The sequence below is a fragment of the Roseobacter sp. genome, from assembly GCF_045106495.1.
Classification (GTDB): Bacteria; Pseudomonadota; Alphaproteobacteria; order Rhodobacterales; family Rhodobacteraceae; genus Roseobacter.
This window is the reverse complement of sequence record NZ_JBGCEQ010000004.1, coordinates 46672-72217: the sequence shown is the minus strand read 5'-3', so window position 1 is coordinate 72217 and position 25546 is coordinate 46672. Positions and strand designations below refer to the sequence as shown.

9 protein-coding genes are annotated in these 25546 nt (G+C 57.3%); 7 read left to right on the top strand and 2 right to left on the bottom strand.

All coding sequences use genetic code 11. The features are described from left to right. The first annotated feature begins 382 nt into the window (after positions 1-382). From AB8B75_RS04795 to AB8B75_RS04765, 7 genes are all read left to right on the top strand, one after another. On the top strand, positions 383-577 hold the full coding sequence (locus AB8B75_RS04795; protein ID WP_405360257.1) for a hypothetical protein: 195 nt from the start codon (positions 383-385) through the stop codon (positions 575-577). Between the two features lie 105 nt (positions 578-682). Next, the gene (locus AB8B75_RS04790) at positions 683-1561 is read left to right on the top strand and encodes a hypothetical protein (protein ID WP_405360256.1); all 879 of its coding nucleotides are present in this window, start codon (positions 683-685) and stop codon (positions 1559-1561) included. Next, the gene (locus AB8B75_RS04785; protein WP_405360254.1) at positions 1558-11442 is read left to right on the top strand and encodes a DUF6603 domain-containing protein; all 9885 of its coding nucleotides are present in this window, start codon (positions 1558-1560) and stop codon (positions 11440-11442) included. The genes AB8B75_RS04790 and AB8B75_RS04785 overlap by 4 nt, the downstream gene beginning before the upstream one ends. Before the next feature lie 9 nt (positions 11443-11451). Further along, entirely contained in the window at positions 11452-13569 is a 2118-nt protein-coding gene (locus AB8B75_RS04780) for a hypothetical protein (RefSeq protein ID WP_405360253.1), read from the top strand. Between the two features lie 2 nt (positions 13570-13571). Then, positions 13572-14582: a hypothetical protein gene (locus AB8B75_RS04775; RefSeq protein ID WP_405360251.1), complete on the top strand. Its 1011-nt coding sequence runs from the start codon at positions 13572-13574 to the stop codon at positions 14580-14582. 2 nt (positions 14583-14584) lie between these two features. Then, positions 14585-18394, top strand: a complete 3810-nt coding sequence (locus AB8B75_RS04770; protein ID WP_405360250.1) for a hypothetical protein — start codon at positions 14585-14587, stop codon at positions 18392-18394. Next, on the top strand, positions 18394-21738 hold the full coding sequence (locus AB8B75_RS04765; RefSeq protein WP_405360249.1) for a hypothetical protein: 3345 nt from the start codon (positions 18394-18396) through the stop codon (positions 21736-21738). Before AB8B75_RS04770 ends, AB8B75_RS04765 begins: the two co-directional genes overlap by 1 nt. Here the strand turns inward: AB8B75_RS04765 and AB8B75_RS04760 are convergent. Both AB8B75_RS04760 and AB8B75_RS04755 read right to left on the bottom strand, forming a co-directional pair. Beyond that, positions 21735-23993: a mechanosensitive ion channel domain-containing protein gene (locus AB8B75_RS04760; protein ID WP_405360247.1), complete on the bottom strand. Its 2259-nt coding sequence runs from the start codon at positions 23991-23993 to the stop codon at positions 21735-21737. The two genes, AB8B75_RS04765 and AB8B75_RS04760, sit on opposite strands and share 4 nt — an antisense overlap. Next, positions 23990-25138 (bottom strand): 2Fe-2S iron-sulfur cluster-binding protein, encoded by a 1149-nt coding sequence (locus tag AB8B75_RS04755; protein ID WP_405360245.1) that lies wholly within the window; start codon positions 25136-25138, stop codon positions 23990-23992. Before AB8B75_RS04755 ends, AB8B75_RS04760 begins: the two co-directional genes overlap by 4 nt. Positions 25139-25546 lie beyond the last annotated feature (408 nt).

Here is a 25546-nt window from a genome sequence, read left to right as displayed (position 1 = left end):
GCACCGCGGACTAACCCTTTTTTTTGCAGTGGCAGCAACTCAATAGGGCGACATCGTTACGCACTCGAAAATCGAACCCAAGTCATGGTTTAGTAGGATAATTCGAACGAACTAGAGCGCGCAATCACTTGAATTATAATGCAATAAATCACTCTCGTGTGTTTCTTGCGTTATGCAATCGCCAAATAAAACCAAAATCCTGTTTTCGCTAACAGTTCTCAAGCAAAGGCTCGAAAAGGCGGCAATATGCTGCAACTGCACAGAAAATCCTGGGTGGGGTGTTTTCAAAGGACGAAAAAAGTATTGCTTGACGCGGCCGGTTAACGCCACGTTAACTTGCGGTTGAAACGGCTCACTATTTCAGACGTGTGGAGCACTTTACGTGTATTCTTTGTTCAAAACATTCGCGCTCAAAGACATTCTGGAACGCGAGTTTCTTCCTTTCACCATCGCTCTCATCATTGCTCAGCTTTACTTCAAATGGGGTAGCTTCGCGCTGGAGCTGGTGGGGTTTATTTTTACCTGGTTGATACTCGGCTACGGGGCACAAATTCTACTGAACGCCATTCGTAAGTAACCGGTATCGCCGCTGCCAATTTTGGTGCTGCGGCGTTCTTTGCCTGTCGCTCAGGCTAAACTGATCTGCTGCAAACGCGCCTCTTGATCTTGGGGGGAGATCGCCATGGTACGTCGACCAACGCTACGACGTGAGGGGGGACTCGGTTCAGCCACTTCAGGCACGCGACTGCGTGATCTGAGTCGTGTGCCTGGCCTTTCTGTGACGGACCGCCAACGGCTCGATCGAATTATTGAAGACGCAGGGCGCTTGGGTGGCAATCTTGCCGAAGATCTGGTGATCGATCGCAACCCAACGCGTGTTTTCGACGACTTGGGCGATTTCATCGGCAACACCGTGAAGCCGAAAGACCTCTCCGAAATTTTAGCCAACGTTATCCAACGCCCTAATATCCCTCGGCAAAATCAGCTCCACTTCGTAACTACCACTCTGATCGATGAGATACGTAAGAAAAGCCCCAAAGCCCTGCCAACAATTCCCGTTGGTAAAGGACGAAAAGGTGCAGATTTGCCTGTCACCACATCTGGTTTGACACAGTTGTTACGGTTGGCTGCGGTGCAATTGTCGGAAAACGAAAACAGTGTGATCTGGGATGATGGGATCAATCAACTTGTTGTTCATGCTTCGCAAGTCACGGCGACATTGACGGAAGGTTTTGTGCGGATCGACGTCAAAGTTGAAGCTGACCAGCTGCGTGCAACCATGCAAATCCCCTTTGCTGTTGGCAGCGAAAAGCGCTTGTCTGGTTTGGTTATGGCCACGACAGACAGGCCAGCGGGCAATGCACGTGTGGCGCGGGTCTGGGGTGATGCTTTGATCGCATTTGCCCATGGCGCATTGATCGCGGCCAGCGAAAGCCTGGCGGGAGCCTCCGGACGCGACGCTCAAAACAAGCGTCTCGTTCCGCGTGCATTGGTCGCCCGGCGCGGCAGTCTAGTGGTGGAAAGCCAGGCACGTTTTGTCTTCAAGGAAGAACAGCAATGAACGCGTTTTCTCCGGACGATTTTGGCGAAACAACCAATCTGTTACGCGCCCTTGGGCTGGTCAATGCAGAGGGCGAATTCAACAGCGACTGGTTGGCAGATCCCGAGCGATACCTGAAAACCATGTTGGCGGATGACGCGCAGCGAGACGCTCTTTTCGATTTCGTGTCAACACTGCGCGGAGGCGAGACCGAACGCGACGCGGAAGACCGTCGTTGGATTGCGTTGTTTTCCGAAGATTTGGGTGGCGGCTCTCGTATCGGGTTCTTTGTGGTTGTGGACGACACGCCGGTGGATCTGGTCGGAGCAATTGATGAGGTACATCTGTTTTTAGGGGTGCGATTTAGCACTGACGCGCCGTTGGCGGTCAGCCAGTCATCGCTGATGTTTCCGTTGTTCCGGGCGGGCAAAACCGGGCCAGCGCCGTCAAGCCCTGAACTGATACGGCAACGGGGAGGTGTGATTGCCCTCACCAGCGAAGTGACAGTTTCGCAGACCGCCGCTCCGCCCGGTGAGCCCGGGTTGCAAGCGGTGGGCGTGCGCCTTTTGTTGCCAACATTGCAATCGGGCGGCGGTCCGCAGATTGGTTTGACGCTGCGCGGATTGCAATTGCCAGGAGAGTCCACTGGGCGGGATCTGACCCTTTCCCTTACAGACCCCGACGGACTGCGCGATGCAGGTTTGGAATTGATCATAGGATTGCTTCAGGCTCAGGTGGGCGCATCCGCCGGTGCGCAGATACGTGCGTTTGCCAAACTCATCGGACTGGATGATGACCCGGTCATCCCGGCTTTGCCTATCGAAGACTTTTTCAATCACGGCGCTGATGCGCTCGGTGATTGGCTGGCGCAGGTGCTGGGCGATGCAACGCGCCGTACGGCCTGGTTGCAGGCGCTCGCGGATGTACTGGGCACAACGGCTTCCGTGCAGGGTGACGCGGTGCTCCTGACCGTTGACCGCGCTGTCGTCAGACTGGGGCTCCGGGCGGAAGCCGGCGCCTCCGGCAAACCTGTCATCACGGTTTCTTCCGCATTCGGTTTGCAGGATGCAGTAGCGGAGGTGTCATTGCGCGCCGATCTGGTGCGCATAGACCTCGGTCTTGGCACGGCGCAAGCTGTGCCGGAACTGCGGGCAGAAGCGCGGTTTGATCTGGCGGCTGTCTCTATGCCAAACGTGTCGATCGATACTCTGGTTATTGGGTTGGGCCTCGACGCGGAGCGCAAACCCATTCTGGTAGTTGAGCTTCTAAACGCGGTAATCTTTTCGACAACCCACCCCAAACTAGACCTCACAAACCCCGACGCCCTGGCGGCGACGGCCTCTCAGGCGATCACGGATGCGTTGGTCGAAGTCTTGGGCAATCTGGGTCCCGCAGGAGATCTCATCGCCGTTGTTCTGGGTTGGCAAGCCCCGCCTGGCGCAACCGTCGGCTACCCCAGCGTCGACCTATTGGAATTCCTGGGCGATCCGCTGGGACTGTTGCGTGCACATTGGCAAGCGGTGCTGAATGGACCGGCGGCCGATGTGTCGGCTGCTCTTTCCAGTCTCCGTGTTTTGCTAACCAACGACACCACCCCGGATATGGTGACCGGCGACGGCACAGACGCAGCTCCTTGGATCCTGCCACTTGTTGCGGGGTTACACGGCGCGGTCTGGCGCGATGCGCAAGAACGACTGGTGATTGGACTGGGGTTCCTGCGGCAGGTGGACACATTGGGCGAGCGGTGCACGGTACTGGAAACGCGCGTGCGCGTTGGTATTGTGGCGCTCAACCTTGACAGCGGCGCTGCCGGTTTCTTGCCGGAAGTTTTGGTTAGAGCTTTGGGTCGCGCACGCGGTGGGGGGCGGTTGCGCACCGATCAAGGCGGTTTCCGGTTTGAGGTAAACCATATTGGGCTGCGCGCCCTATGGCGTGCTGAGACGGGCCTCGGCATTGCTTACGAAGCGCCAAACCCGAGCGTTTATGTCGATGGGGTTCTTGTCCCAATTGATATTCCCGATGTTTCCGGTGGCTTTGATCAGATGATTGCTTCGATCACCATCGCTCAATGGGACGCGCTGGAGCGCCTGATATCCCTGCTCGCACGCAAGTTCGGACAAGACTGGCTCATTGATTTGATTGAGGCTGTGGGATGGCGTCGCAAAACGCCGGTGTTGGGCGCGCCGCCGCGTCATCGGTTGCGGTTGGCCGATCTGGTGGCGGAACCGGCCAACGCCCTGCGGGTTTGGATAGCGCGCATTTTGGCCGATGCGGACAGCAAGCTGCAGGATCAGCTTCAACCTCTGGCGCGGTTCCTTTCCGGCCAGCGGAACGCACGGCTCAACGTCGTCGGGCGCGGCACAGTGGCGGATCCGTGGCGCATCATGCTCTCCGGTACGGCAGGCATGCCTGGCATTGCCGTTTGGCGGCAGCCGGATGCGCCAGTGCCCGCACCCAATGCGCTTCTTTCGCAGCCGTTGCGCAGGTGGCGTCCGAGTGACGCAGGCTTGGCTCCAGGAAAACTGGCGCAGGCCATTCTCAGTGAGTTTCCGGACGTTGCAGGACCCTTTGGCGCCGGACTCGATCCGGAGAGCATCAGCTCCGGCTTGCTGGGTCTGACCCGGTTGTGGCAGGGCAGTGATGGGCATGTGCGCGCGCCGGCGGTCCCCGTAACCGGATCGACCATTCATCTGGTACAGAATCAACTTGCTGGCGCGCTTTTCAGAAATCTCGACATCGCACCGATTATCGGTGGCGCGACCGGTACGCGAATCAACGTGTCAGTTGCGCGGTCAAATGCGCCGATTGATCCGGCAATAAACCCCGCTCGAATTTTGGACCTTCGTGAAGCAGGACGCGATCCTTTGGCATTTACGCCGTTGCCCTCACAAGGCGGCGAGTGGCATGTGTTTCTCTCCTCGCGTGAAGCGGCGCGGTTGCCATCGGGAGATCCAGACGGTGTTGCAGGCCAGGTGGCAAGATTGCGCCATGGGCTTTCTATCATTGCAGGGCGATCTGATGTTACCGTGGTCGCGCAGTCAGCGGCAGCGCATGCCTGCTGGCTGGCTCTGGATGCCATGGGCAGTGGTATCAATCGGCTGGTCACTGTCGGCCTGCCGGTTGTTGCCGAACAAGTGCCATCCCCGCTGCCCGCCGCGCAAGCAGAAGTATTGCGCCGCCTTGCTGAATTCTTGCCCGAGGTCGATCCGGCAGAGCCCGACGATGCGGATATTGCGCGAGCGCGGCAGCTCATCGGGGGCTACCTGAACGATGGAGCGGTGACCCTCGCGGATCTGTCGCTGCCAGCCGGATGGTCCGGTGCCAAGCGCGCTGATCTCGCCTTGCATCTGGTCTATGGCACGCTGGATGCAGATGCGGTTCGACGTGCACTGAGTGCCGCGGTTGCGGCGGGCCTCAGCCTCAATGCGCAAGCCCGCACGCACCGAAGGGCAGCGCAGCAGATCACTTCAGCGTCGATGGGGGTTTGGCTTCCCCTAGCCAGTACCTCGGCCAGCACGGGTGTGATTGTCGAGGGCCATGCCTTAACGGAACTCGTTGGACTGGATTTGGAATTCGGTGCGGGCGTACCTGTCGCCGCACCGCGTCAAGCTCGCTTGGTTTCCGCGGCCCTAGAATTGCGCAACGCGTCAGGTTGGCTAGTCGGAGGTCCACATGCCGCACCCGCGCCGTTTGACCTTGAGTTGCGCTCGGTTGAAATTAACCTAACCTTATCGATTGGCGGCGCTGTCGATCCTGATCTCAACCGCGCAGAAATCATCTTGCATGGGGTGCGCATTCAGGATCGCAGTTTTCCCAGACTGACCGTCTCGCCGGAGGCGACTGAGGAAGATCTCGGCATCGATGGGCGCGTCGCACCAACCATGCCCGAGATCCGGGACATTCTTTCCACTGTATTCAACGACATGATTGCCTCGACAGATCCGACCCTGTCCAGAGTGGTCGAGGCTTTGCGCGCGGGGGGCATATTGGGCGCGGGAGATGGGTTAGACCCCCTGTCGCTTTCAAATTGGCTCGATGATCCGGCGGCCCGCCTGCAGGACATTCTGAACAATCCGAGTCTGCGTGGGCGTTTGATGGCGGTCCTCGGCGACATCACGGGAGATGTCACCGGGGTCAGTTTTGATCCTGTTGCGCGGCAGATGACCCTCAGCCTGTCGGGCGAAACGAACATGCCGATCTTCACGGAATGGGCTGTTACCGGTGCTGTTGGACCTGCGGGTGTCTCGGCCGCAGCGCTGCGATTGGGAGCTGAAAGCGATACACATTTAGACGTACCACTAATGCCATTTACTGCATCCTTGCAGTTTGGCACCGCACACGCTGCGGCTTTGGGCGGGGTGCCATCGACGCTACCGCTCTGGCCCGCGCCTGACTTTGCGCGACTTGCAAAAGCAGCGATACCCGCTTTGGCGACGGCCGCTTTAGCCCAAATTCTCGACGGCTTGCGCCAATCTGATCCCGGGGTGCGTCCTATCGTCGATGCCGCGCTGACCGGGCTGGGGTTGCTGGATCATTCAGCAAGCCCGCCGCGCGTTTCGATACCGCCTTTGATGATGATCAATCCTGGCGCATGGTTGCGTGACAGCACCGTCTTGGGGACACTCGATCGCAAAACAATGCGCCCCGACCGCGTCATTGCGCTGATCGCAGCACTTAAACCGCTGGTCAACCTCACAGGCGCCGAGGGTGTCTGGGACATCGCGCCAGGCCTGGCTCTGCGGGCCCGCAATGCAAGTGGTCTCGTTTTGGAATTTACACTTGATCCGTCGCTCTTTATGCCCGCTGCGGACATCGACTTCGGCGGGGCAGTGGGTGTGCACATGGACGCGGATGGTCGTGTCTTGCCTGCAATTGCTGTTTTTGTCGGGCCAAGTGGCGGTGTCGCGGGAACGCGTGCTGTCCATTTGAATGTCGCCAATGGAACGGTCAATCTGTTCATGCGCGATGGTGCAGGCACGGATCTGGAAATTTACCCAAATCCTGCCGGTTTGGCACAGCTGGCCACGGCAGGTATTAGCGCTGCTTTGCCAACGGCTCTGGATGCGATCGTTGCGACAAACAGCCCGGCGGGGCATTTGCTTGCTGATGTTGGCGACGCCTTATTGCTGCGACAGGGGGGTAATTTCGATGGCCCTACACTTGTCAATCTGGTGACGGATCCTGCCAGCACTTTGGAAAGCCGTTGGCCGCAGTTGTTGGCCTCGGGCCTTTCCCGTCTCGGAAACGCCTTGCCCAGCGATGTGACAGTGATCCCACTTGGCAGCGGCGCTAATGCGATGGCTGCGGGGGTGCGTCTTGAGATCGCCGATGCAGGAACGGACGGTTCAACCGTCCATGTTACCCTAAATGCCAGCCCGTTTTCTGTGGAGGTAGGTGCCGACATTCAAGGAGTTCCTTTTGCCAACACCGTCACAGCCGCTTTGCGCCTTGATACCGAGGGGCTTGCAGCACTGCGCGCGGGCATTGGACCGGCCAACATACCGCTAGGCGCAGGTGTCATGTTGCGACCGGTCTTTGCGCTGGATGTGGGACGGACGGCGACGGACCCGTATGTCTCAATCGGGCTTGCTGTTGACTTAGAAAACACACAGGCACTGATGTTGCGTTACGATTTTGACACCAAGGTGTTTGAGCCAAACTTCGGGACCAATACGCCTGCGGAAGTCGCCGGCGGGATCATGCATTTTGCCATTGATCTATTGGGCACCTTTCTGTTGGAAATGCCAGCAATTCGACAGGTGTTGGACAAACCCATTGGGCCAGCGGCCAATAACCTCAAGCTGGAAAACATGCTTGAAGGCGTTCTCCTGAAACCCGCTGGCAGGTTGGACGCCGATTTCTTCCGAGTCATCCTGCGACCCGATGAAACCGCTGTCGACTTGCTTGAGGACAAGCTGGCGCGAGTCGTCACGCTGATTGACAATATTGCGGGTGCTGAACCAACCGTCACCGTCGCGAATGCGCTGGATATCGGTTTGGCCAAAACATCCGGTGTTGTTGGGTTCAGTTTGCAGATCCGGGGCCGCCTGGCCCTCGCCGAGGGCGACTTCGCTCTCTGGCTGGAGAATGACAGCCGATGGATCATCGGTGGGCCAACGGCGGGTTTGAAAATCGGTCTTTTGAAGCTGGATAACGGACAGATGGCGTTTGAACCGACACTTTCTGTAGATGGGGTCGGGTTACGCATCGGACGATCGAATGCACCGTTATTGGATAGCCCGATTGCCATTGGATCTATTGCACTGCATGGCTTCGGGCGGGTTTCGAAAGCTGAAAAGCTGGGGGGCGCACAGGTTCAGCTGTCTGAAATCGCCGTGGCTGTTGGCGGCGCCACCGGTGGCGAAGAAGGCGGCAATGCCGTCGCAGAGGGTATGCTGGCCGAAACCAACGAAGGCGACGCGGCCCTTGCGCCCTCTTTCAGCCCGGCGCTTTCCGTCCAGACCCGTCCTGTCGCGGATGGCGGCGGCGTTGCGTTCAAGTTTGTTGCTGGTGAAGGGGATGGTCCCTGGTGGCTACCGATCCGCAGCCAATTTGGCCCCATCTACATTGACCAGATCGGTTTGGGATCGCAAATCTCTAATGAGACCCTGCAATCCGTTTCGCTGCTCTTCGATGGCAATGTGTCAATCGCAGGCTTGCAAGCGGCGGTTGATGATCTGGAGCTGCGCCACCGAGTCAATGAGGGCGGAATCTTTGATCCAGCGTCCTGGGCGGTTGATCTGGCCGGTCTGGCGGTTTCGGCTGATATGTCGGGTGTGGTCTTGGCTGGCGGGTTGCGAAAATTTGAGATCGAAGATAGCGCAAGTATTGACTACATCGGCATGTTGGCCGCCCGGTTTGGCACCTATGGTCTGTCGGTATACGGGGGTTACTCGGCGATCAAAGGCGACGATCCCTATACCGCATTCTTTGTCTACGGTGCGGTGCTTGGTCCCTTTGGCGGGGCACCTGCGTTTTTTCTGACTGGTATTGGCGGGGGCTTTGGCATCAACAGGGACCTGGTGCCCCCCACAAGTCCGGGTGATTTCGACAGTTTCATCATGATTTCGGCGCTTAATCCCGCTTTTAGCCCCGGGGGGAACCTGTCTGAGGACTTGCGTATCATACGCGGCAATTTTCCCGAAAAGAAAGGCAAGTTCTGGTTTGCCGCCGGCATCAGCTTCACGTCCTTTGCTCTGGTGGACGGTATCGCAGTTGTGGCGGTCGAGTTCGGGCAAGGTTTTGAGCTCTCGATCTTTGGATTGGCGCGCATGGCATTGCCCCGGCCCGAAGTTGCTCTTGTCTCTATCGAACTGGGCCTTGTCGCGCGGTTTTCGACCGAAGAGGGCGTGATCTGGATACAGGCGCAGCTCACGGACAACTCTTGGCTGTTGCACACAAGCGCGCGCCTCACCGGCGGATTTGCCTATGTCAGCTGGTTCAAGGGCGACAAGGCGGGTCAATTTGTTCTGACACTTGGCGGGTATCATCCGAATTTCCACCGAGACGGGTATCCCGTGGTGCCGCGGCTTGGCTTCAACTGGTCCGTGTCCAGCAATATTGTGATCAAAGCCGAAGTTTATTTCGCGCTTACATCAGAGGCGATCATGGCGGGCGGTCTCTTTGAAGCAAGCGCCAAATTTGGACCAGCGTTTGCTCATGTCAGCTTTGGCGGCAATGCCATCGTCTATTTCGACCCGTTCCGCTATGAAGCCGACGCGCATGCGCGCGTTTCGGCGGGCATCCGGATCAAAACCTTTCTTGGCACTATCAAACTGTCCTTCAGCCTTGGCGCATACATCGAAGTACGCGGTCCCGAATTTCACGGTACAGCTCGCATCGAAGTCGGACCCATCGACATTCGTGTGCGCTTTGGCGATAGCACACCCGTTCCTGCGCAACTCATCGCATGGTCCGCATTTGCCGAAAAATACCTTGAGCTCGCGCCGGGCAATCGAGCACGGGCCCTCAGTGGGATCGCCGGACGTGGCGCAATACCCCCTGCGTCCAGCAATGGCGAGGAAGCTGGCAGCGCAGATGGTACAGCAGCGCACCCCTTTGATGTCACGAGTGAATTCGAACTTTCTTTTACCAGCACCATTCCTTTGACTGCGATCAATTGTGATGGAAGAAATGTGCCGACTGGGGCTGCTCCAAACCTTGGCGTCGCGCCATCTGGCAAAACGGTTACAAGCAGCATCTTGACCCTGCGACTGACGCGAGACGACGGCACGGCAACATCGCTGAACGTGCCATCGAAAATCTTCCCCAAGGCCCGCACCACCGGGAAATTCCCAATCGGTGTTTGGGGGCCGCCTCAAGACAGCGATGCCAAAAAGGTACCTAAAGGCGACGTGATTTCAGCCACCGAAGGGCTCGACATCAGTTTCAATTCGGTGCGCTCCAAACGGATACCAAACGATGCGTCGGGCGGGGTGGCCTTTGAGCAGGTCGAACCTGGAGATCGCAAACCCTTGCCGCTGCGTGCTGCGGGCACACTGCGCGCCAGTCTGGTACGCGAAGCCAAAAGCCAGCGTGTGATGCTCAAGACAATAGCTGCGCAAAAAATGCCTCAAATCGCCACCGATTGGCACAATACTGAACGCGCTGTCACGGCACAGCGCTCGTGGACCCGGGCGCGCGCTGTGCCGATGCGCATCGGGCTCTTGTCAGAACGCATTGTTGGGTCTGCTGCTGCTGGGCGCAAACGGGTCAAAGTCAAGCCAGGACAACCCACAAAAACCGTTCCCTTCGGCAAGGCGCGCCTGCGTGGGATGATGGTGCAACCGGGGCGCGTTGCACAAGAGAGAGTGATTGACGCGGTTACTTCGGTGACATTGGCCACGCCCAAAAGCGCCAAATTCAAGCGAATGGTACCTCCGACGATTGTGGTTGAACCTAAGGAGGCCTCCTCAGCTTCGGTCTTGCTGCGGGCGGAAATAGGGGCTGCAAAAGCTGAAAAAACGATCTTGGCGACATCTGTGGTGCCGGAAACCGTCGCTGCTGTTTCGGCCTTTTCAAGCGGCCGAACGGGTGGCCTGTCGGCTGATCGCCAAACGCTCAAAGAAATTGAAAATATGGTGCAGTCCGGCGCGGCCGGACGTGGCGCCAATCGCGCTTTGAACGCCGGAGAAATCGCAGTATTCGACCTACCAGGGGCCAGCGGCGTGTTTCGGTTCCCATCAGCGGGTGAGGTTGTCGTCAAAGGGCCTGCGCGTCTGGTGGTCATTGGCGCAGGCGGGCATGTCATCCTCAACCTGTTGGACGCAGGGCGCGTGGTTTTGCCTGCAGAAAGCCGAAGCTTCGCTATGATTGCGGGGGAAGAGCCCAGCCCGGGCGACTTGTCTGGTTGGCTGGAAACGACGCAAGTTGCGTATCTCGGTCATGGTACGGCGCGGTGTTTGGGTGGTTTTGTGCGCGCTGAAGGCGCAAGCCGAGCACGGGCGGGCAAGAAGGCCGGATGCGGTTGGATGCAAGCGCGCGATCTGACCGATCAATCCGCATTGATTGAAACTCATTTCGATCGCAGCGCGCGAAGCCTGGCCTTGATGATAGAGGGCGCCGTCACTGAGCCTGATCTCGAAACTCTCGCCGTGCATTTTGAGGGACTTAAAGCAGCAGACTCTGCCCCGCAATTGGTCCCCTTCGATGGCAAAACCTTGGTCGTGTACGAACTGGACGCCAAGCCGGGTAGCAAACCCTTCTCAGTCAGTATTGCAGGGAGGACGGATGACCGACTGGATGGAATTATTGCTGGTCAAACCAGTGCAGATCAACTTGTTACGCGGTTGTTGAATGGTGCCGTAAGGCTCGACCTCGAAACGTTGTCGGGGCAGAGCGCAAAGACAGCAAACGTCACCTGGAAACCCCCCGCAAACCTGCGTTTGACGCAGCCAGAATAGGACAAAGATATGGTCGCCCGAGGCAAGTTCTTTTTGTACGACAATATCGTCCCGCCACTTTCGGCAGGCAGTTACACCCTGAATGCGCAGGTCAATGTGGCGGTCACGGATGGGACCGATTTGCCGGTGGCACCGCATGACATGCATTTTAATGTGACCGCGCCACGCCTGAAACTGCCGCCCGATCAGGCATTGATGACCTTCCCGCCTGCCAATTCGGAAGGGGCCTATGAGGAGCGTTTGCCGCAGATTGTGCTGCGCAAACGCACTTTGCCTTGGGATCGTCGGGCGGCGCCGAAGGGTACGGTATTTCACGATCAGAAAGTGCAGGATTCCACCCCTTGGTTGGCGCTTGTGGTCATTGCTGAAGGGGAAGGAGAGATCAAACATGACCAACCTTGGGAAGAGTGTATCACAGCGCCCAAAACGCTGACGGGTAACATTGACACGCCGCGTGCCAGCTATCTGTCCGTGCCGCAATCGACCGTGACCAAAGTGTTTCCGACGGTACAAGATCTGTCGCTGCTGACCCATGTGCGCGAGGTCAATCCCGACGATACTGAAAATGCCATGGGTGACGAAGACGGGTTCCTGGCTGTCGTCATCGCCAACAGGATGCCGCAATACGACACCGAAAATTGCAAACCAAAGGCTTATACTGCCTGTCTGATCAATCTGGAAAATCAACTGGATGTATTGCCCGCACCTGCGCCACCCCGTTTGTTTTTTTCCATGTCGGATCTGTATCTGAACGCTGAAATAGCTACCTATTCGCAATCTGTATCATCCGGGGCCGCAGTGCCTCAGAAGGTCAGCGTCAATGAACGGCTGCTCGATCTGGGCAATACGACGGCGATGACAGACGCAGTGCGCCGGGGTGAAGTTGTATTTCACAACGGTACTTTGGTGGATCGCGCGGGTGCGACATCCGAAGGCTTGAACGTTCTCGGGCGCATGGATTCCACTTCCTTTCTGGAGGGCGATTTCTCTACTCTTGCGCCGTCAGAAGGATCCCGGGATCAGAAACAAGTCCGACAGGTAGAGGGAACATTCTCCGGGTTCAATTTCCCGCTGGAACGGCTGTTCACTGAGAAATTCTTCCGCTTTCCGATATTGACCTCCTGGCGGTTTACCTGCGCAGGGGCCGGCAGTTTTCAACACTTGATGAGTTCACTGGATGTGGGCCTTCTAGGAACCGTGTCTGAAGGCGGATATGCGCGCGCCTTACCCAAATGTACAGCACCCACATCGGGAAGCGCACCGGGTGCGGCACCGGTCACACAGCTCCCATTGGAGATGGCGGAAACCGGCCACGTCGGACTGCCACATTTGACTCGTACCGGGGAAAGCGCGAATGCATGGTATCGTGGCGCATTCTCCCCACATCAGCTGTTACGCAACCCACTGGCCGATGAGGCGCAATTTCCTGTCTTGGCGCATGTCAGTGATCACCTGCGCATGATGACGCCAGACGGTCGCGAAGATGTCTCTTTGGCGGTTGCCTTTGAAACGGGCCGCCTGCTGGCCCTGTCGCAGCCGTCCTTTATTGCGGCGTTGCAACGTTGGCGGGCAGAACAATTCGGCGCGCGCCGCGCACGTGCGATTCAAGAGAATGCGTTTCTGCCAAGTCGCGACATACTCGATGACCTGATCCGTGATTTTGACAAGAACAGCGTTCTGGACGCCATCAAAGCGGGCCTGATCCCTCAGATGTTGGAGGGCGGCCTCATCGAGGCACTGGGCATGCGGCGTGACAAAACGATTTCTACGCCTTTGGAACTGGTCAATCCCGGCGTCGCGGTGCAAGGGCTGTCCGGGGATTTCAATGCGATCCTGGCGGATGGCCTGGGACTGGATCGTGGGCTTGTCAATCAAATCGCTGCGCAGCCGGACAACACGTCCGTCTTCGCAAATTTGCAAGCGTCCGAGCCTGGCCGCGTTAGTGCCGCAGAGATCGATCTGAACGGCGAGATTGACCAACAGTTAGATGCCGTTCTCACCACCGGTATCGCGGATCTTGCCAAAACGGCAATCGGTGCGACAGAAATTCAAGTGGAGACGATCCGGGACCTCAATGAATTTGAGTCGCTCGACAGCTTCGTCAAAGACCGTTTTCAGAGGAATTGATCATGGCGCTTTCTAAAAACATGACGTTACAATTACTGGCTGATGCGGTGTTGGATACGGAGGGTTCTGAAACCATTGCGCCGCCGGATATTCTGACGTTTTTGGCAAAACTGCGAATGCTGGAAGGTGTGCCGTTCAACAACCTTGTTCCGGATACGGAGCTTTTGCCGAACGAGTCGATCCGGTTCTTTTACCTGGATCGTGCCTGGACCGATGCTTTGGTCCAAGGAGCACTGAGTGTAGCCACCACAAATACTATTGAGAGGGCGCAGCTGGAGCAACTCTACCCTCAGATTGAAGGCGAAGTGGATGACGCGGAACGGCAATATCGCGCGCCGGGCGGCGAGCCTGTCTTGCGTGGGACAGCCGGCGTCGTCACCGGGTTTTTGCTGCGTTCCGCTGCCGTGGCTGGGTGGCCTGGATTGCATGTGCGCGCCTATAAGAATGAGCCAGCCGCGACGGACAAAGAGATTGTAGATGAGGGTCACGCAAGCCGGATCAAATTACTGCGACTGGAACGGCTGTCCCCGGCGGTGATGCTGGCGCTTTTTGATGGAATACCAAAGGTTCTGCATATCGAGGAGCCGCGGCAGGGTATTCAGTTTGGTGTCAATCTGGAAACAGATGAGCGCAATGGTCGCACAACAGCCACGGTACCAGCCCGCAATGTCGTGACTGGCAATTACATCGCTGCCAACAGAGTTGAACAGGATATGCCAAAGGACGCGCAACAGATTCCGGTGAGCTTTCGACCCGGTGCAGCGGGTGTACTGGATCTTTCAAACACGGCACGTTCTTTCGCGGCGGCCGCCGCGACGAATATGAGCGCTGGGCCAAACGATCCGGTGAATGGCGCAGAGTTTGCCATGCAAATGATTCGTTTTCCCTACCGTCAGGTTTTTGCTCAGGATGTGGGCACGACGGCAACCCAAAACGATGCTTTCAAGCCAACCTTAGGCGCCGTCGCTGCGCGTTACACGGCCATTTTGAAAACGAAAATTGGGGAGGTGTAACTGTGGCGGAGAAAATCAAGCCAGAGCTTATGAACACCATTTTGAGCAGCGGCAATTGGGCACTTGCGACGAATGTACGCGACCGTGTTGTCGATGCTGGCCTCTTGTTTCCCAAACGCCCTGTCGAACCAGACCCCGCACTTTTGGTGCCGGTTGATGTACAGGCGCTTTATGTGCCCAAATCGCATGACGAACGCTATGTGCGCTTGCCGCTGGATTTGGGTGAGGGGGCGGACGACGGCAAGGTCAGGGAGCCTTTTTCAACACCGCGTGCGCGGGCCAAGGGCGTGCATTTGCACTGGGCTTTGCCCGATGGCCTTCTGCGGGGGGATATGGTCGATGACGCCGACGAACCCGTGCAGATGCGGCCTTTGCCAAACCGATGGCTGATCGTGCGAATGACCGGTCGCAAAGGCAAATCGCGGGTTGATTTGAAAGCATGGTTGATTGAGGCCGACAACGGGCGTGTCTTTGATCTGCCCGACTATCCGGACACGGCGTTGTCGAGCTTGCCCCATACTTTGGCGCCCGAAGACCTAACGGGCATCGTTGGTGGCTCGCCGAACTGGACTGCGTCTTATGACGCCACGTTGAACCGCTTTGCCTTTCATGACCCGTTGAATGACGCACAGACTAAAAACGTTTTGACCAATCAGGCCAGCTATGTGGTCATTGGTTGGTGGTCAGAGCGCGCCCACGATCCACTGAGCGGTGTGACCTTGCCTTATAGTGTGCCGCGCCGCATTGCTGAGCTCAACTGGACCGCGTCAACAGCGCCTTACATTTCTAAATGGCAGTCCCCCAAAACTTCTCTGACACAATCTATGCAACAGGCGGAAACAACGACCAAAAAGACCGATTTGCGCAGCACGCTCAAGTTCAGCGCTTCGCAGTTCGGTCTGGCCGCTGGGTTTAAAGAGCACCAACTGGACAAGATTGTCGTTCAAAATATGCGCACGAGATATGAGACCGTATTGCACGGGGCCGTTTATGGCGTACCTGTGGCCGGTCGGGTCGGCAAGGACGCGGCGCCACGCGCTTCCAAAATCGAGCTCGCCATAGCGCCAACGCTTGAACGGTTGATCGCGGCGCAGGCGGCCGTCGGTTTGGGCGTTCGGACATCGGCAAAAAAGGAGTATTTCGAGAGTCTTCTTACGGCGGTGGCAAACGCGTCTTTGATGAATATCGGCAACCGCGATGGTATTGTGGCTTTGGACGAGGCCGAACATGCAGACGGATTCGAGACCTTCCAAGGGCCGGAGGTCTATGAGGATGTGATCATTTCTCGCGAGCAGTCAGCCCTGAAGGCGGGCAGACCTTTGCGTACAAAACAGGCCAAGGAGCAATCTGGTGACGCTCCCCGTGCTGATGTGATCTGGAACGGTCGGAAACGGGGCGGGTCCTCTTCCAGCATGGAGCTTTTGCGGCGCCGGGCTGAAGACATCAAATACAAGCGCAAGTCTGCTGCGCGCGACGACGGCCCTAAACGCCGGACTATCAAGCGGCCCGGCCCGCGGTATCATCGAGCGACATCACCGGTCATCGGTTTGCGCAACTATGGGCGCCCGCAGCGATTTTTGGGCGATGGACGATTTAACGACGACAACAAACTTCTGTGTCGGTGGTCGACCGAATTGTCGGTAAAACTCGGCGAGGGCTATCAGGCAAGCACTTATGTGCCGACATTGAACAACCCGGCGTTGCCCAACGTTGCCACCCGCATCTTGCACAACAGCTTCATGGATGACGTCTATATGATGCCATGGACATTGGCCGCCATCAAAGCGGTTGTGCAGGGCGCTCAGGTCGGACCAACGCAAAACCGGGTGCGAGGTGAAATGGCGCTGCGGTATTCGCCTGATGGCGTTTATGACGGGATCGTTCCGGTCGCACGCGGCACAGCCGAAACACCACGGTCTTCCCAGATTGCCGTCAGTGACGCGTTGCGACGATTTTCACTGGCCGAAGGGCGTGATCCAAGCCCTGTTGCCATCACGAGTTGGGTACAACCCTGGTCGCCCGTTTGGCTGGAGTGGGAGGTCGAACTGGCTCCAGGACATGGATTTGAAGGTTGGGTTTTGGGGCGTATCGAATTTGCAGGTGCTTCAATCCCGAGGGGTAAAACCATCACCCTGCGCGGCCGGTCCGCGATAACATCCGGTCTGGCGCGTACCTATCAGGCTGTCATTGACACCTATTTGATCGCTGAACACCAAAGAGACGCAGCAAATGTGGGCGAAATAGGTGAAGGCCACGAAAGCACGCTTTCCGATCTGGCGGCACATCTGAAAAACGCCGACCTGGGGTCCGTGACGCTAGATCGGATCAATGATCTGTGGCTTGGCATTGATGCAGGACCGGACGGTCAGGTACTGCCAGCGCCTCAATCCGTGACACAAGAGCTGCAAGACGCGGGTCTGCCCGATCTCATTGCGGATGGCACGTTGCGCCTGACACGCGCGCGCATCGTGGATACCTTCGGGCGTTTTCGCGATGTGCAGACATCCAAAATTACACTGCCCATTGCACTCAGTACAAAAACAGAAGCTGGCGATGCAGCGCTTGCCATGCCCCCGCGTCTGTCGCTTCCCGCCCGGTTGATGTGGCGGTTTGTGGACCCAGCTGACACATCAGCCACGCCGGCCGAAGGTCAGCTGGATCAATCCAACCCGGCCAGAACAATCAACCCGATCCCTGGCTATCTATTGCCCGATTTCATCGATGAGTCGCTGGAGTTTTTCGACCAGACCGGCCAACCGCTTGGTGAAGTACTGCATGACCCGATTACCGGTGGTTTGATTTGGGAAAGCGGTGTCGGGCGAGATGGACCCGCATCAGGCTCGCCGAAAGCGGATTTGCCCTCCTCGGCGCGGCTTTGTGGCGAGATTGCCCAAGGCATGATCGAGACAGATATCCTACAACGCAATTCCGAGACAAACCGGGAAAAGGAAGACCCGCTCAGCGCGTTTTTGCGCGCGGTCGATACCACCAGCTGGAGCGTCGACAGCACTCTGATGTCTGCCGGCGGCACGATTGCGGGACTTGTTGGTCGGCCTATCGCAGCCGTCACGACGCAGCTTTGGCTGGACATACCGCAGGACCTTGCCAAAACCGGTGCCTTTGGCGAAAGCGCAAGAGATGTCCGGGATCATCTAGTTCGAGAAGCGGTGTTTGATGCGGTCAAGTCGCAAGAGTTCAAGGTACGTCTGGGTGAGATCGCCAAGGGTCACGACGGGCTCTATGGATTCTTCGTTGGCGAGGACTACTCGCTGTTTCATCTGATAGAAAAAGAGGTGGCACAGGCGGCCCGCATCAGTCGTCGTGGGGCAGGCTTTCGTTCTTTGCTGGATGGATTATCGTCGCCTGTGGGTGGCAATGGCTTGCCTGTGCCCAACCCGTTGGACGCGCCGTATGTCAGTTCGGGTGCTCCGCTGGGGGTGCATGTGGGCCAGAAACTGCGTTTGACACTGCTGATGCATCCGTCCGCAAGGGTTCATGCGACCACCGGGTTTCTGCCACGCAAATCTCTTGAACTTCTGAACGACTGGGTGTCGCCCGGTTTGGGACGCGTTGCCCCGTCTGCGCGCATCGGGCCGGTCATCGTTGACCCTGACAAGGTGCGATTGCCAAAAATTGCGGCTTATGGTGCAGATCAAACCTGGACCAGGCGCGACACGCCGATCACTTGGCGCGATGATCCCATTCTTGCCGCGACACAGGCGGCCGTTCTTCCGACAGGCCGAGCGACTGTTGAGGAAGGCTACATTCGCATAACGCCCGATCAAGGCCCCGAAATCGGGGAGGACGGCTGATGGTGCGCTACAACTGGCCGCGCGAATTCAAGAAATCCCCTGACAGGTTGGCGCGGCGACAAGAACGCGCGCTGCGCGACCGCAACATCGGCTTGCCGGACGGTATCGTCGGCGATCTCGATCAGCTAGACGATGTGATCCAGGCCAATTTCGACGCGGACCGCACCTGGATCCCTCTGGGCCCTTCGATCCTCACGAACGGACAAGCCACTGGCGACCCGGTGGTAGCCGGGCGGGTGCGCGCCATAAAAGTCAGCCCCGATGGTCAACGTATCTACGTCGGCAGCGCCAATGGCGGGGTTTGGTATTCCTCCGACGCAGGGGCCATCTGGGCGCCTTTGGGATCTGCCAGCCTGGCTCCGAGCGCCAATCGGTCGGACTTGTCGCTGACCATCGGTGCGCTTTGGGTTGAATTCGGTAAAACCGGCGGGAACGACGATCCGTCAAAGGATGTGGTCTACGTGGGTTCGGGCGAAGGGGTGCCGCAATATTCCGACACGCCCGGCAGCAACATGGGCGGTGTGGGTGTTTTGCGTCTGGATGGCACGTTGCCCGATGCTTTGGCGAACCCGCTGCAAAACCCCTGGAAAAGGGAAGCGCGCAACCTTGCAGGCCATGGAATTTTCCGTCTGGCGCAGGACCCAACCGTGACGCCCACCTTGGCGGGCGCTGCAACGCTGGTTGCGGCAACATCAAACGGTCTGTGGTCACGCACGGGCGATTTTACCGAGGACGCAGATTGGCAACGTGTGGAATTTTCAAGCACAGCTTTTGCTGATTTGCCCGGTAGCCCCTATTGCTCGGATGTGGTCTGGAACGACAAGGGGCTCTGGGTCACTCTGGTGGGCGGCGGTGCGGAGGACGGTTTGTATCGTGCATCCGGTGGGCTTGGCAGTGCTTTTAGTCGCATCACGCTGACAGGCGTCGAAGCCGACGCGCGCTTGAGTATCGCGCCAGCGGAGGACACGGACCGGATGTATGTTCTGGGTAAAGTGCCCTGTCCTACGGCGCCGGGGACCAACCCGGGGCATGCTGCCTTGTGGCGGGTCGATCTAAGCAACAGCACGTCTGTGGCGCGGCTGGTACAAAACACCCCTGTCGGGCTCTTTGTCTCCGGGGTCACGGATGATGGCGCTGGCAATCTAACCAATTCGGATGATGATCAATCGAACTACGATCAGGCGATTGTGGTGCGCAAAGTAGGCGCCAATGATGTGGTCACAATTGGTGGATCGCTGGAAGACAATGGCAGTTGGGATGCGTCTCTCTTTGATCTGACAATCACCGGCCCTGCGGCAACACCAACTACCGATTTTCTGCCTGCCAACCAGACAACAGCCGTTTCTGACCCTACTTTTATCGGAGCTGGCATCCATCCTGACGTGCATTTTGTAACCCATGTCGGCACCATGCTTTGGGTCGGGTGCGATGGCGGCGTTTTCAGACGTAACGGCGGGGCGAACCGCGCGATGAATGCAGGTCTGGCAGTGGCGGAGCCAGGTTATCTGGCTTCGCACCCATCAGTGGATGGGATTGTGATCGCGGGGACACAAGACAATGGTGCGATCCAGCGGATCGGTGACACGGTCTGGTCGCTACAGCGCAAGGGCGATGGTGGCGGCTGTCTATTTCACCCCAAGAAACCGCATATGCGAGTGCTGCAATATACCAATGGCGATTGGCAATTTGAGCCCGACACGATGCTGCCTTGGAGTCCGGTGATCCGAAATGACCCGACAACTACGGACGAAGATGATGAAAACGCACGCGCGGCGTTTTATTCGCAAGGCGCCGTTGCGCGGGCGACCAACGATGCGGATGCGCGTCTCTTCATTGGCACAGACCGGATATGGTATTCGGACAAATGGAATGATCCTTCGGTCAATATGAATTGGGTAACCATTCCTACTCTTTCCGACGGTCACCCGACGGCCAGAATTACGCAAGATCAATTGATGGAAGGCACTGATCCTGATCGGATTTTGGTGATTGAAATGCTGCAGGAGGGCGACCGCGCAGATCAATATGAAGGCACGGCTTTGCTTGTGTTGTGTGAGCGCACCGTGCGCATTTTCAGATCGGCGCGCGCGGCGGCATCGGGGCCGCAGGTGTGGACGCCGATCGGGCAATCAATCATCAGCAATGCGTCAAGCGCGGAACGTCCCAAAAGCAAGAAGCTTGACGAGGATGTGCCCAATCCGTTCCTGAACTACCTGCCCGATCCGCATTTGAGCGCCTGGACAGACATCGCCGTCCACACAAGATCCGTTCCGGGACAGGAGACTTTTTACGTTGCAACGACGGGGCAACGCGCGCTGGATGCCAATGGGACTTTGGTAAGCGACCCGGTTTATGACACGCTATGGTGGTTCGACGGCAACGGACGCTGGTATCCCACGGGACTGCGCAACGCGCCTCTGGATACCGCCGCGGGGACAGGTGGTTCGCCCACAGCGGCGCATTGCGTGATCGTGGACCCGGATGCGCCCGACAACGTCTATGTGGGCAACCGCATTGGTGTCTGGCACGGGGTGATCGACCAGAGCGGCTCGCATCCGACCTGGATATGGCGGCCTGCTATGGAAGGGCTGCCACATACGATGGTGCAGGATTTGTCGATCTCCAACACGGAGGCTGGCACCTTCCTGCGCGCGGCTCTTGTGTCTCGAGGTGTCTGGGAGCGTGACATTTCCCTCCTGCCCATTTCGGTGGGACGGACATTCATTCGGGCGGTGCCGCACGATACCGGGCGGTCGATCCTGCCAGCCACGCCGAAAAACCCTCTGGATGATACCAACCTGGTACTGCATGAAAGCCCGGATGTGGTCATTATGCGCAGTGGCACCGAAGGCTGGGATACGCCGCTGCCGAACGAGGCGGACCTGCTGTCGGCCCCAAAACGCCTAAACTACACCAAGACGGAGCATGATGTTTACGTGATGCTGCATCACCGTCAAACAACCGCGCTGGCCGGGTCGGATGCCAACATCGACGTCTTTTTTCAAAAGAACGCCCCAGCGGGTGATCTGCAGGGGTTTGCGATCACGCCGGAATGGCGCGCTTTCGTGCAGGAAACGGTGCGCGGAAATGCCCCGCCTGCGGTAGCAGGCCTGTCGCATCTGGGTCAGTTTCATCCGGCTCTGCCGGTTGATGCCCGCACGCCGAGGGCGGTGAAACTTTCCGTCGATCTCAACTATCCGGGCGGCAGCGATCACGCGATGCTGATTGCGGTTGTGACCTCGCCTGACAATGCATTTCTGCCTGTGGGTTTGGCGCCCGCTAACCTCAAATCCGTGGTGCGGCGGTCGCATCAGATCGCGGTGCGAAAATTTGCGCGGGCTTAAGGTTCATCCGGTACAACACCGGGCTTCACCGGTTGCATGATCGTGTCCTGGGCCGCAGCCGATACGGCTTTGCGCTCTTCGTCGGTCAGGTGTTCGTCTCCTGCGATCTCAACTTTCACGTTGCGCTCCGCCATACGAATGCCGTTGGCTTCAAAGGCATCACGCACTTTTTGATAGGCATCACGCCGCACCAGCCATTGTTCGCCGGGGCGGGTCATGAATTTGACCCCGACCACCATGTTGAATTCTTCCATACGCCGCACGCCCTGTGATTTCAGCGTGTCCAGAATGGCGTCGCCATAGTGTTCGTTGGCTTTGAGTTCAGCCCCGACTTTTTTGATGATTTTCTTCACCAGTTGCAGATCTGTGTCAAACGGGACCCGGAATTCCAGCTTCATGATCACCCAGTCGCGCGAGTAATTTGTCATTGATTTCAGTTCGCCAAAGGGCAGGGTGTGAATTGCGCCGCGGTGATGCCTGATCTGTAACGAGCGGATGGAGATTTTTTCAACAGTACCGCGCAGCTGGTCAATTTCGACGTATTCTCCTACACGAAAGGCGTCATCGACGAGGAAGAAGATGCCCGACACCACATCCTTTACCAAGGATTGCGCACCAAACCCAATTGCGATGCCCAGAACACTTGCCCCCGCCAGAATGGGTGCGATGTTTACGCCCATCGAAGATAGTACTGACATCAGAACCATGCTGAGTAAGGTGATCATCAAAACCACCCGCAAAAGCGGCAGCAAAGTTGCCATACGGGCCTCGGGGCCTGGGGCCTGACCGTCCTCGGGCGGTACATAGGCAGCGAGTCTGCGGTCTATCGACGTCTTTCCCCAAGTCCAGACCAGGTCGGCGAGCAGGACAGCGGCCGCGCTGTCGATCAAGACCGAAAACATGCGCTGTGTCACTGTGGGCGTTTCGGAGTTGTCAAATATGCCGGCATTCCAGATCAAAGCCAAGGTTAAACCAACCGCTACAAAGACGGCAAAACGGATCAGTCTTTGAGCCAGAGGCCGGTAGGTTTCATATGGATCCACAATTGGCTCTGGTTCTGCAGGCTCGCTCTCGTCATGGCCGGGCTCATCCAAATCTGAACGCGGGTGCGATGCTTGCGCCCTTTTGGCTTTCGCACGGAACTCGGCGATCATCTGGTCAAAAACCGTATCTGTCCAACCGCGTAGCAACCTGAGAACCGGGATCGCAAGCCCAACGGTCACGCAGGTCCACATAAGCGCGCGGGTATCAAACATCCAAGTGGCGAAAACAGCGGCACTTAGCAGGCTCAGGTAAGTACGCCATCGCGCCAAAGACTTATGTGATACTACTGCGATGTGCTTGCCTGCTTGAGAAAAGCAAACGGCAATGGCAAGTAAGCTGGCGAAAAACAGCAGGATCGCAAACAAAACGGCAACGGCCAGTGTTTCGGGCGTTTGGGCTCCGACGGTGTTTGCATCAGCTAGCTCTTTGAACACATCAATCAGCGAAATGGCAAAGACCAGCATGGCGGACAGGATCATCAGCGTATGCCCGATGATCCGTGCCATTTGATCTTGCACCGGCAACAACCGCAGTTGCGGGACGCGCGGAGCGAGCATAAGCTTGATCAATGTGTTGATGGCCCGAACGGACACGATACAGACAAGCGTCGCGATAATGAGTGTGTAAAGCAGCGGCGGCCAGGCTACGACCGAGAAAGCGCCAATGCTGCCAACTGCAAACATGGCCAGCCCAAACAGGGCGAGAACCATGCGCGTCAGGGCCGCTAGAAGTCTGTCCTTTGCGCGTTTGAAGGTGCCGAATTCGATCCGACGCCGCAACGGGTTTGTGTATTGGCGCGATAACCATTCCAACCCTGCGCCAAAAAACAGGAAAATCAGAGCAAAGGTCAAACTGCGGACACGCCTTTCCGGTGTCAGTTGTTCCCGCCATTGGGCCGCAATGACCTCAGGTGCCTGATCAAAACTGGCCCAGGCCGCACTCAGGTCGGTGACCCTTGCGCCAGTCCGTTCTACCGCGTCGGTCATTTGTTCTCGGATGGATTGACCGTCAAGAGGTGCTGCGGCCTCGGCGTCATCCGCTTGCTCCTTGATCCAGTTTTGGATGCGTTCATCCGCTAACAAACGGGTAAATTCATGCAGGTCATTGGTGGACGGTGGTGCGATGGCAGTTGCTTGTTGTGCGTTTCCAGTTGCCGTTAAGAGTAGAAAAACGGTCGCAACCCACGCGCTGAGGTTTTTGGCGAAGGTCACGTTTGCAACTCTGGCTGCGTGCCAGGTTGGGCAGTCTCGGTGATGTCCTTATCCTTGAAACTGTAGTCCGCCGGATAAAGTGGTTCAACTTCCACGGATCCGCCGCTGGGGGTCAACTGGCAGGCCAATCGGGTATCCTCATCGGCGCCAATGCGACTCAACGTCTTGATCTCCAATGCCGTTGGCTGAGGCAGAGGAAATTCCGATGCCAGAATACGTACAGCGCAGGTGCCGCATCGCCCACGCCCCTCGCATAATCCTGCATGAGGTTGGTTTCCTATTCTGAAACTGTCGAAGACGGTCAGCTTTGAAGTCGTTGCTATTGGCGCGCAGTCGCCCCGTTTTAGTTGTACATGCTCGAAAGGATGCAACCTTACTCTCACTTCGCGCGCTGCCAACGTTAACGCGGCCAAGCCTAAGGACCACCAGATTATCTGGTTAGTGACTTCCTTGACCACTTTGTAAGGTATGATTGGTGGCGTCCGAGTGGCGGTTTGCGGGGCGTTTTCGGAATACGACGGCGCTGAGGTTCTTGCCTCTTGCGCGTCAATCAGAACGCCACGGCCCGCTTCTGCATACCCCATCAAAGCCATGACTGGTACGGCGACAGCTACAGGATAGAGCCATCCCAGGATACTGCGCATGTCTTCTCTGGATCGCAGCCAAGTGAACAAGCCTGCACAGCCGTGTATCCAAACAATTGACAACAAGATCACCTGCAAAAGACCAATCTGAGGTTGGTCCAGCCAAAAGAACTTTGTCGCGACGGCGTAGTTGAAATTCACGCCATTGATCCCCAGTGACGCGGCGCCGACGACATGTGTTGCCATAAGAGGGATCACCAGAAGGCCGGTTACTATTTGAACTGAGTCCTGCAGGTTGGTTTGAAGCGTAGGACGCCGGTAAATAGACCAAAGCCCTAAGATGAAGTGCACGATCAATGCGAGAAGCAGGATTGGGCCCACGACAGGGTTCGACCAAATACCGGTCAGAACAGGACGCGCATTGTCCATAGCTTCTATCGAAATCACACCCAAGCTCAAATTCAGCAAATGAGAGGTTACAAATGCCAACAGAAACAGACCCGACAAAATACGCGCCATGCGCATCATCAAAGCCGACCGCTGCGCTTCAGTTCGTTTCATGTCATCTGTCCCCTTTGGATGAACTGCTATAACGCAAATACTACGGACGCGTCCGATGCGCGGTGTCGCGGATAATTTGTCGGCATTCTGCTGGCGCTTTGCAACCCTCTGTGCGAATTGTCCAAAATCGGAAACTGGGAAGGCGCACCGCTGCGATGGTTCAGATGAAAACTCATTAGTTATATGTTTTTCAGCGTCTTGAGTGACGGTACATTCAATCGGATGTTCCAGCCAGAGGGTTTTGTGCGAAATTTTGCGCTCGTGCATCAGCATGCCGGGCTAGGTATCCCCGCCTTTCCGGACTGGATATGCGCTGGTTGGTCCAGTCCAATGCATTGTTTTGGGAATTGAAAATGGTTCTTTCGATCTGTCTTGAGGAAATCAATTCAGCATAGCGGCTTACGTTTT

What these genes read in the sequence shown, in the direction of transcription:
- AB8B75_RS04790 (WP_405360256.1), top strand. Translation starts at nt 683, where the DNA reads ATGGTACGTCGACCAACGCTACGACGTGAGGGGGGACTCGGTTCAGCC.
- AB8B75_RS04785 (WP_405360254.1), top strand. Translation starts at nt 1,558, where the DNA reads ATGAACGCGTTTTCTCCGGACGATTTTGGCGAAACAACCAATCTGTTA.
- AB8B75_RS04780 (WP_405360253.1), top strand. Translation starts at nt 11,452, where the DNA reads ATGGTCGCCCGAGGCAAGTTCTTTTTGTACGACAATATCGTCCCGCCA.
- AB8B75_RS04775 (WP_405360251.1), top strand. Translation starts at nt 13,572, where the DNA reads ATGGCGCTTTCTAAAAACATGACGTTACAATTACTGGCTGATGCGGTG.
- AB8B75_RS04765 (WP_405360249.1), top strand. Translation starts at nt 18,394, where the DNA reads ATGGTGCGCTACAACTGGCCGCGCGAATTCAAGAAATCCCCTGACAGG.
- AB8B75_RS04755 (WP_405360245.1), bottom strand. Translation starts at nt 25,138, where the DNA reads ATGAAACGAACTGAAGCGCAGCGGTCGGCTTTGATGATGCGCATGGCG.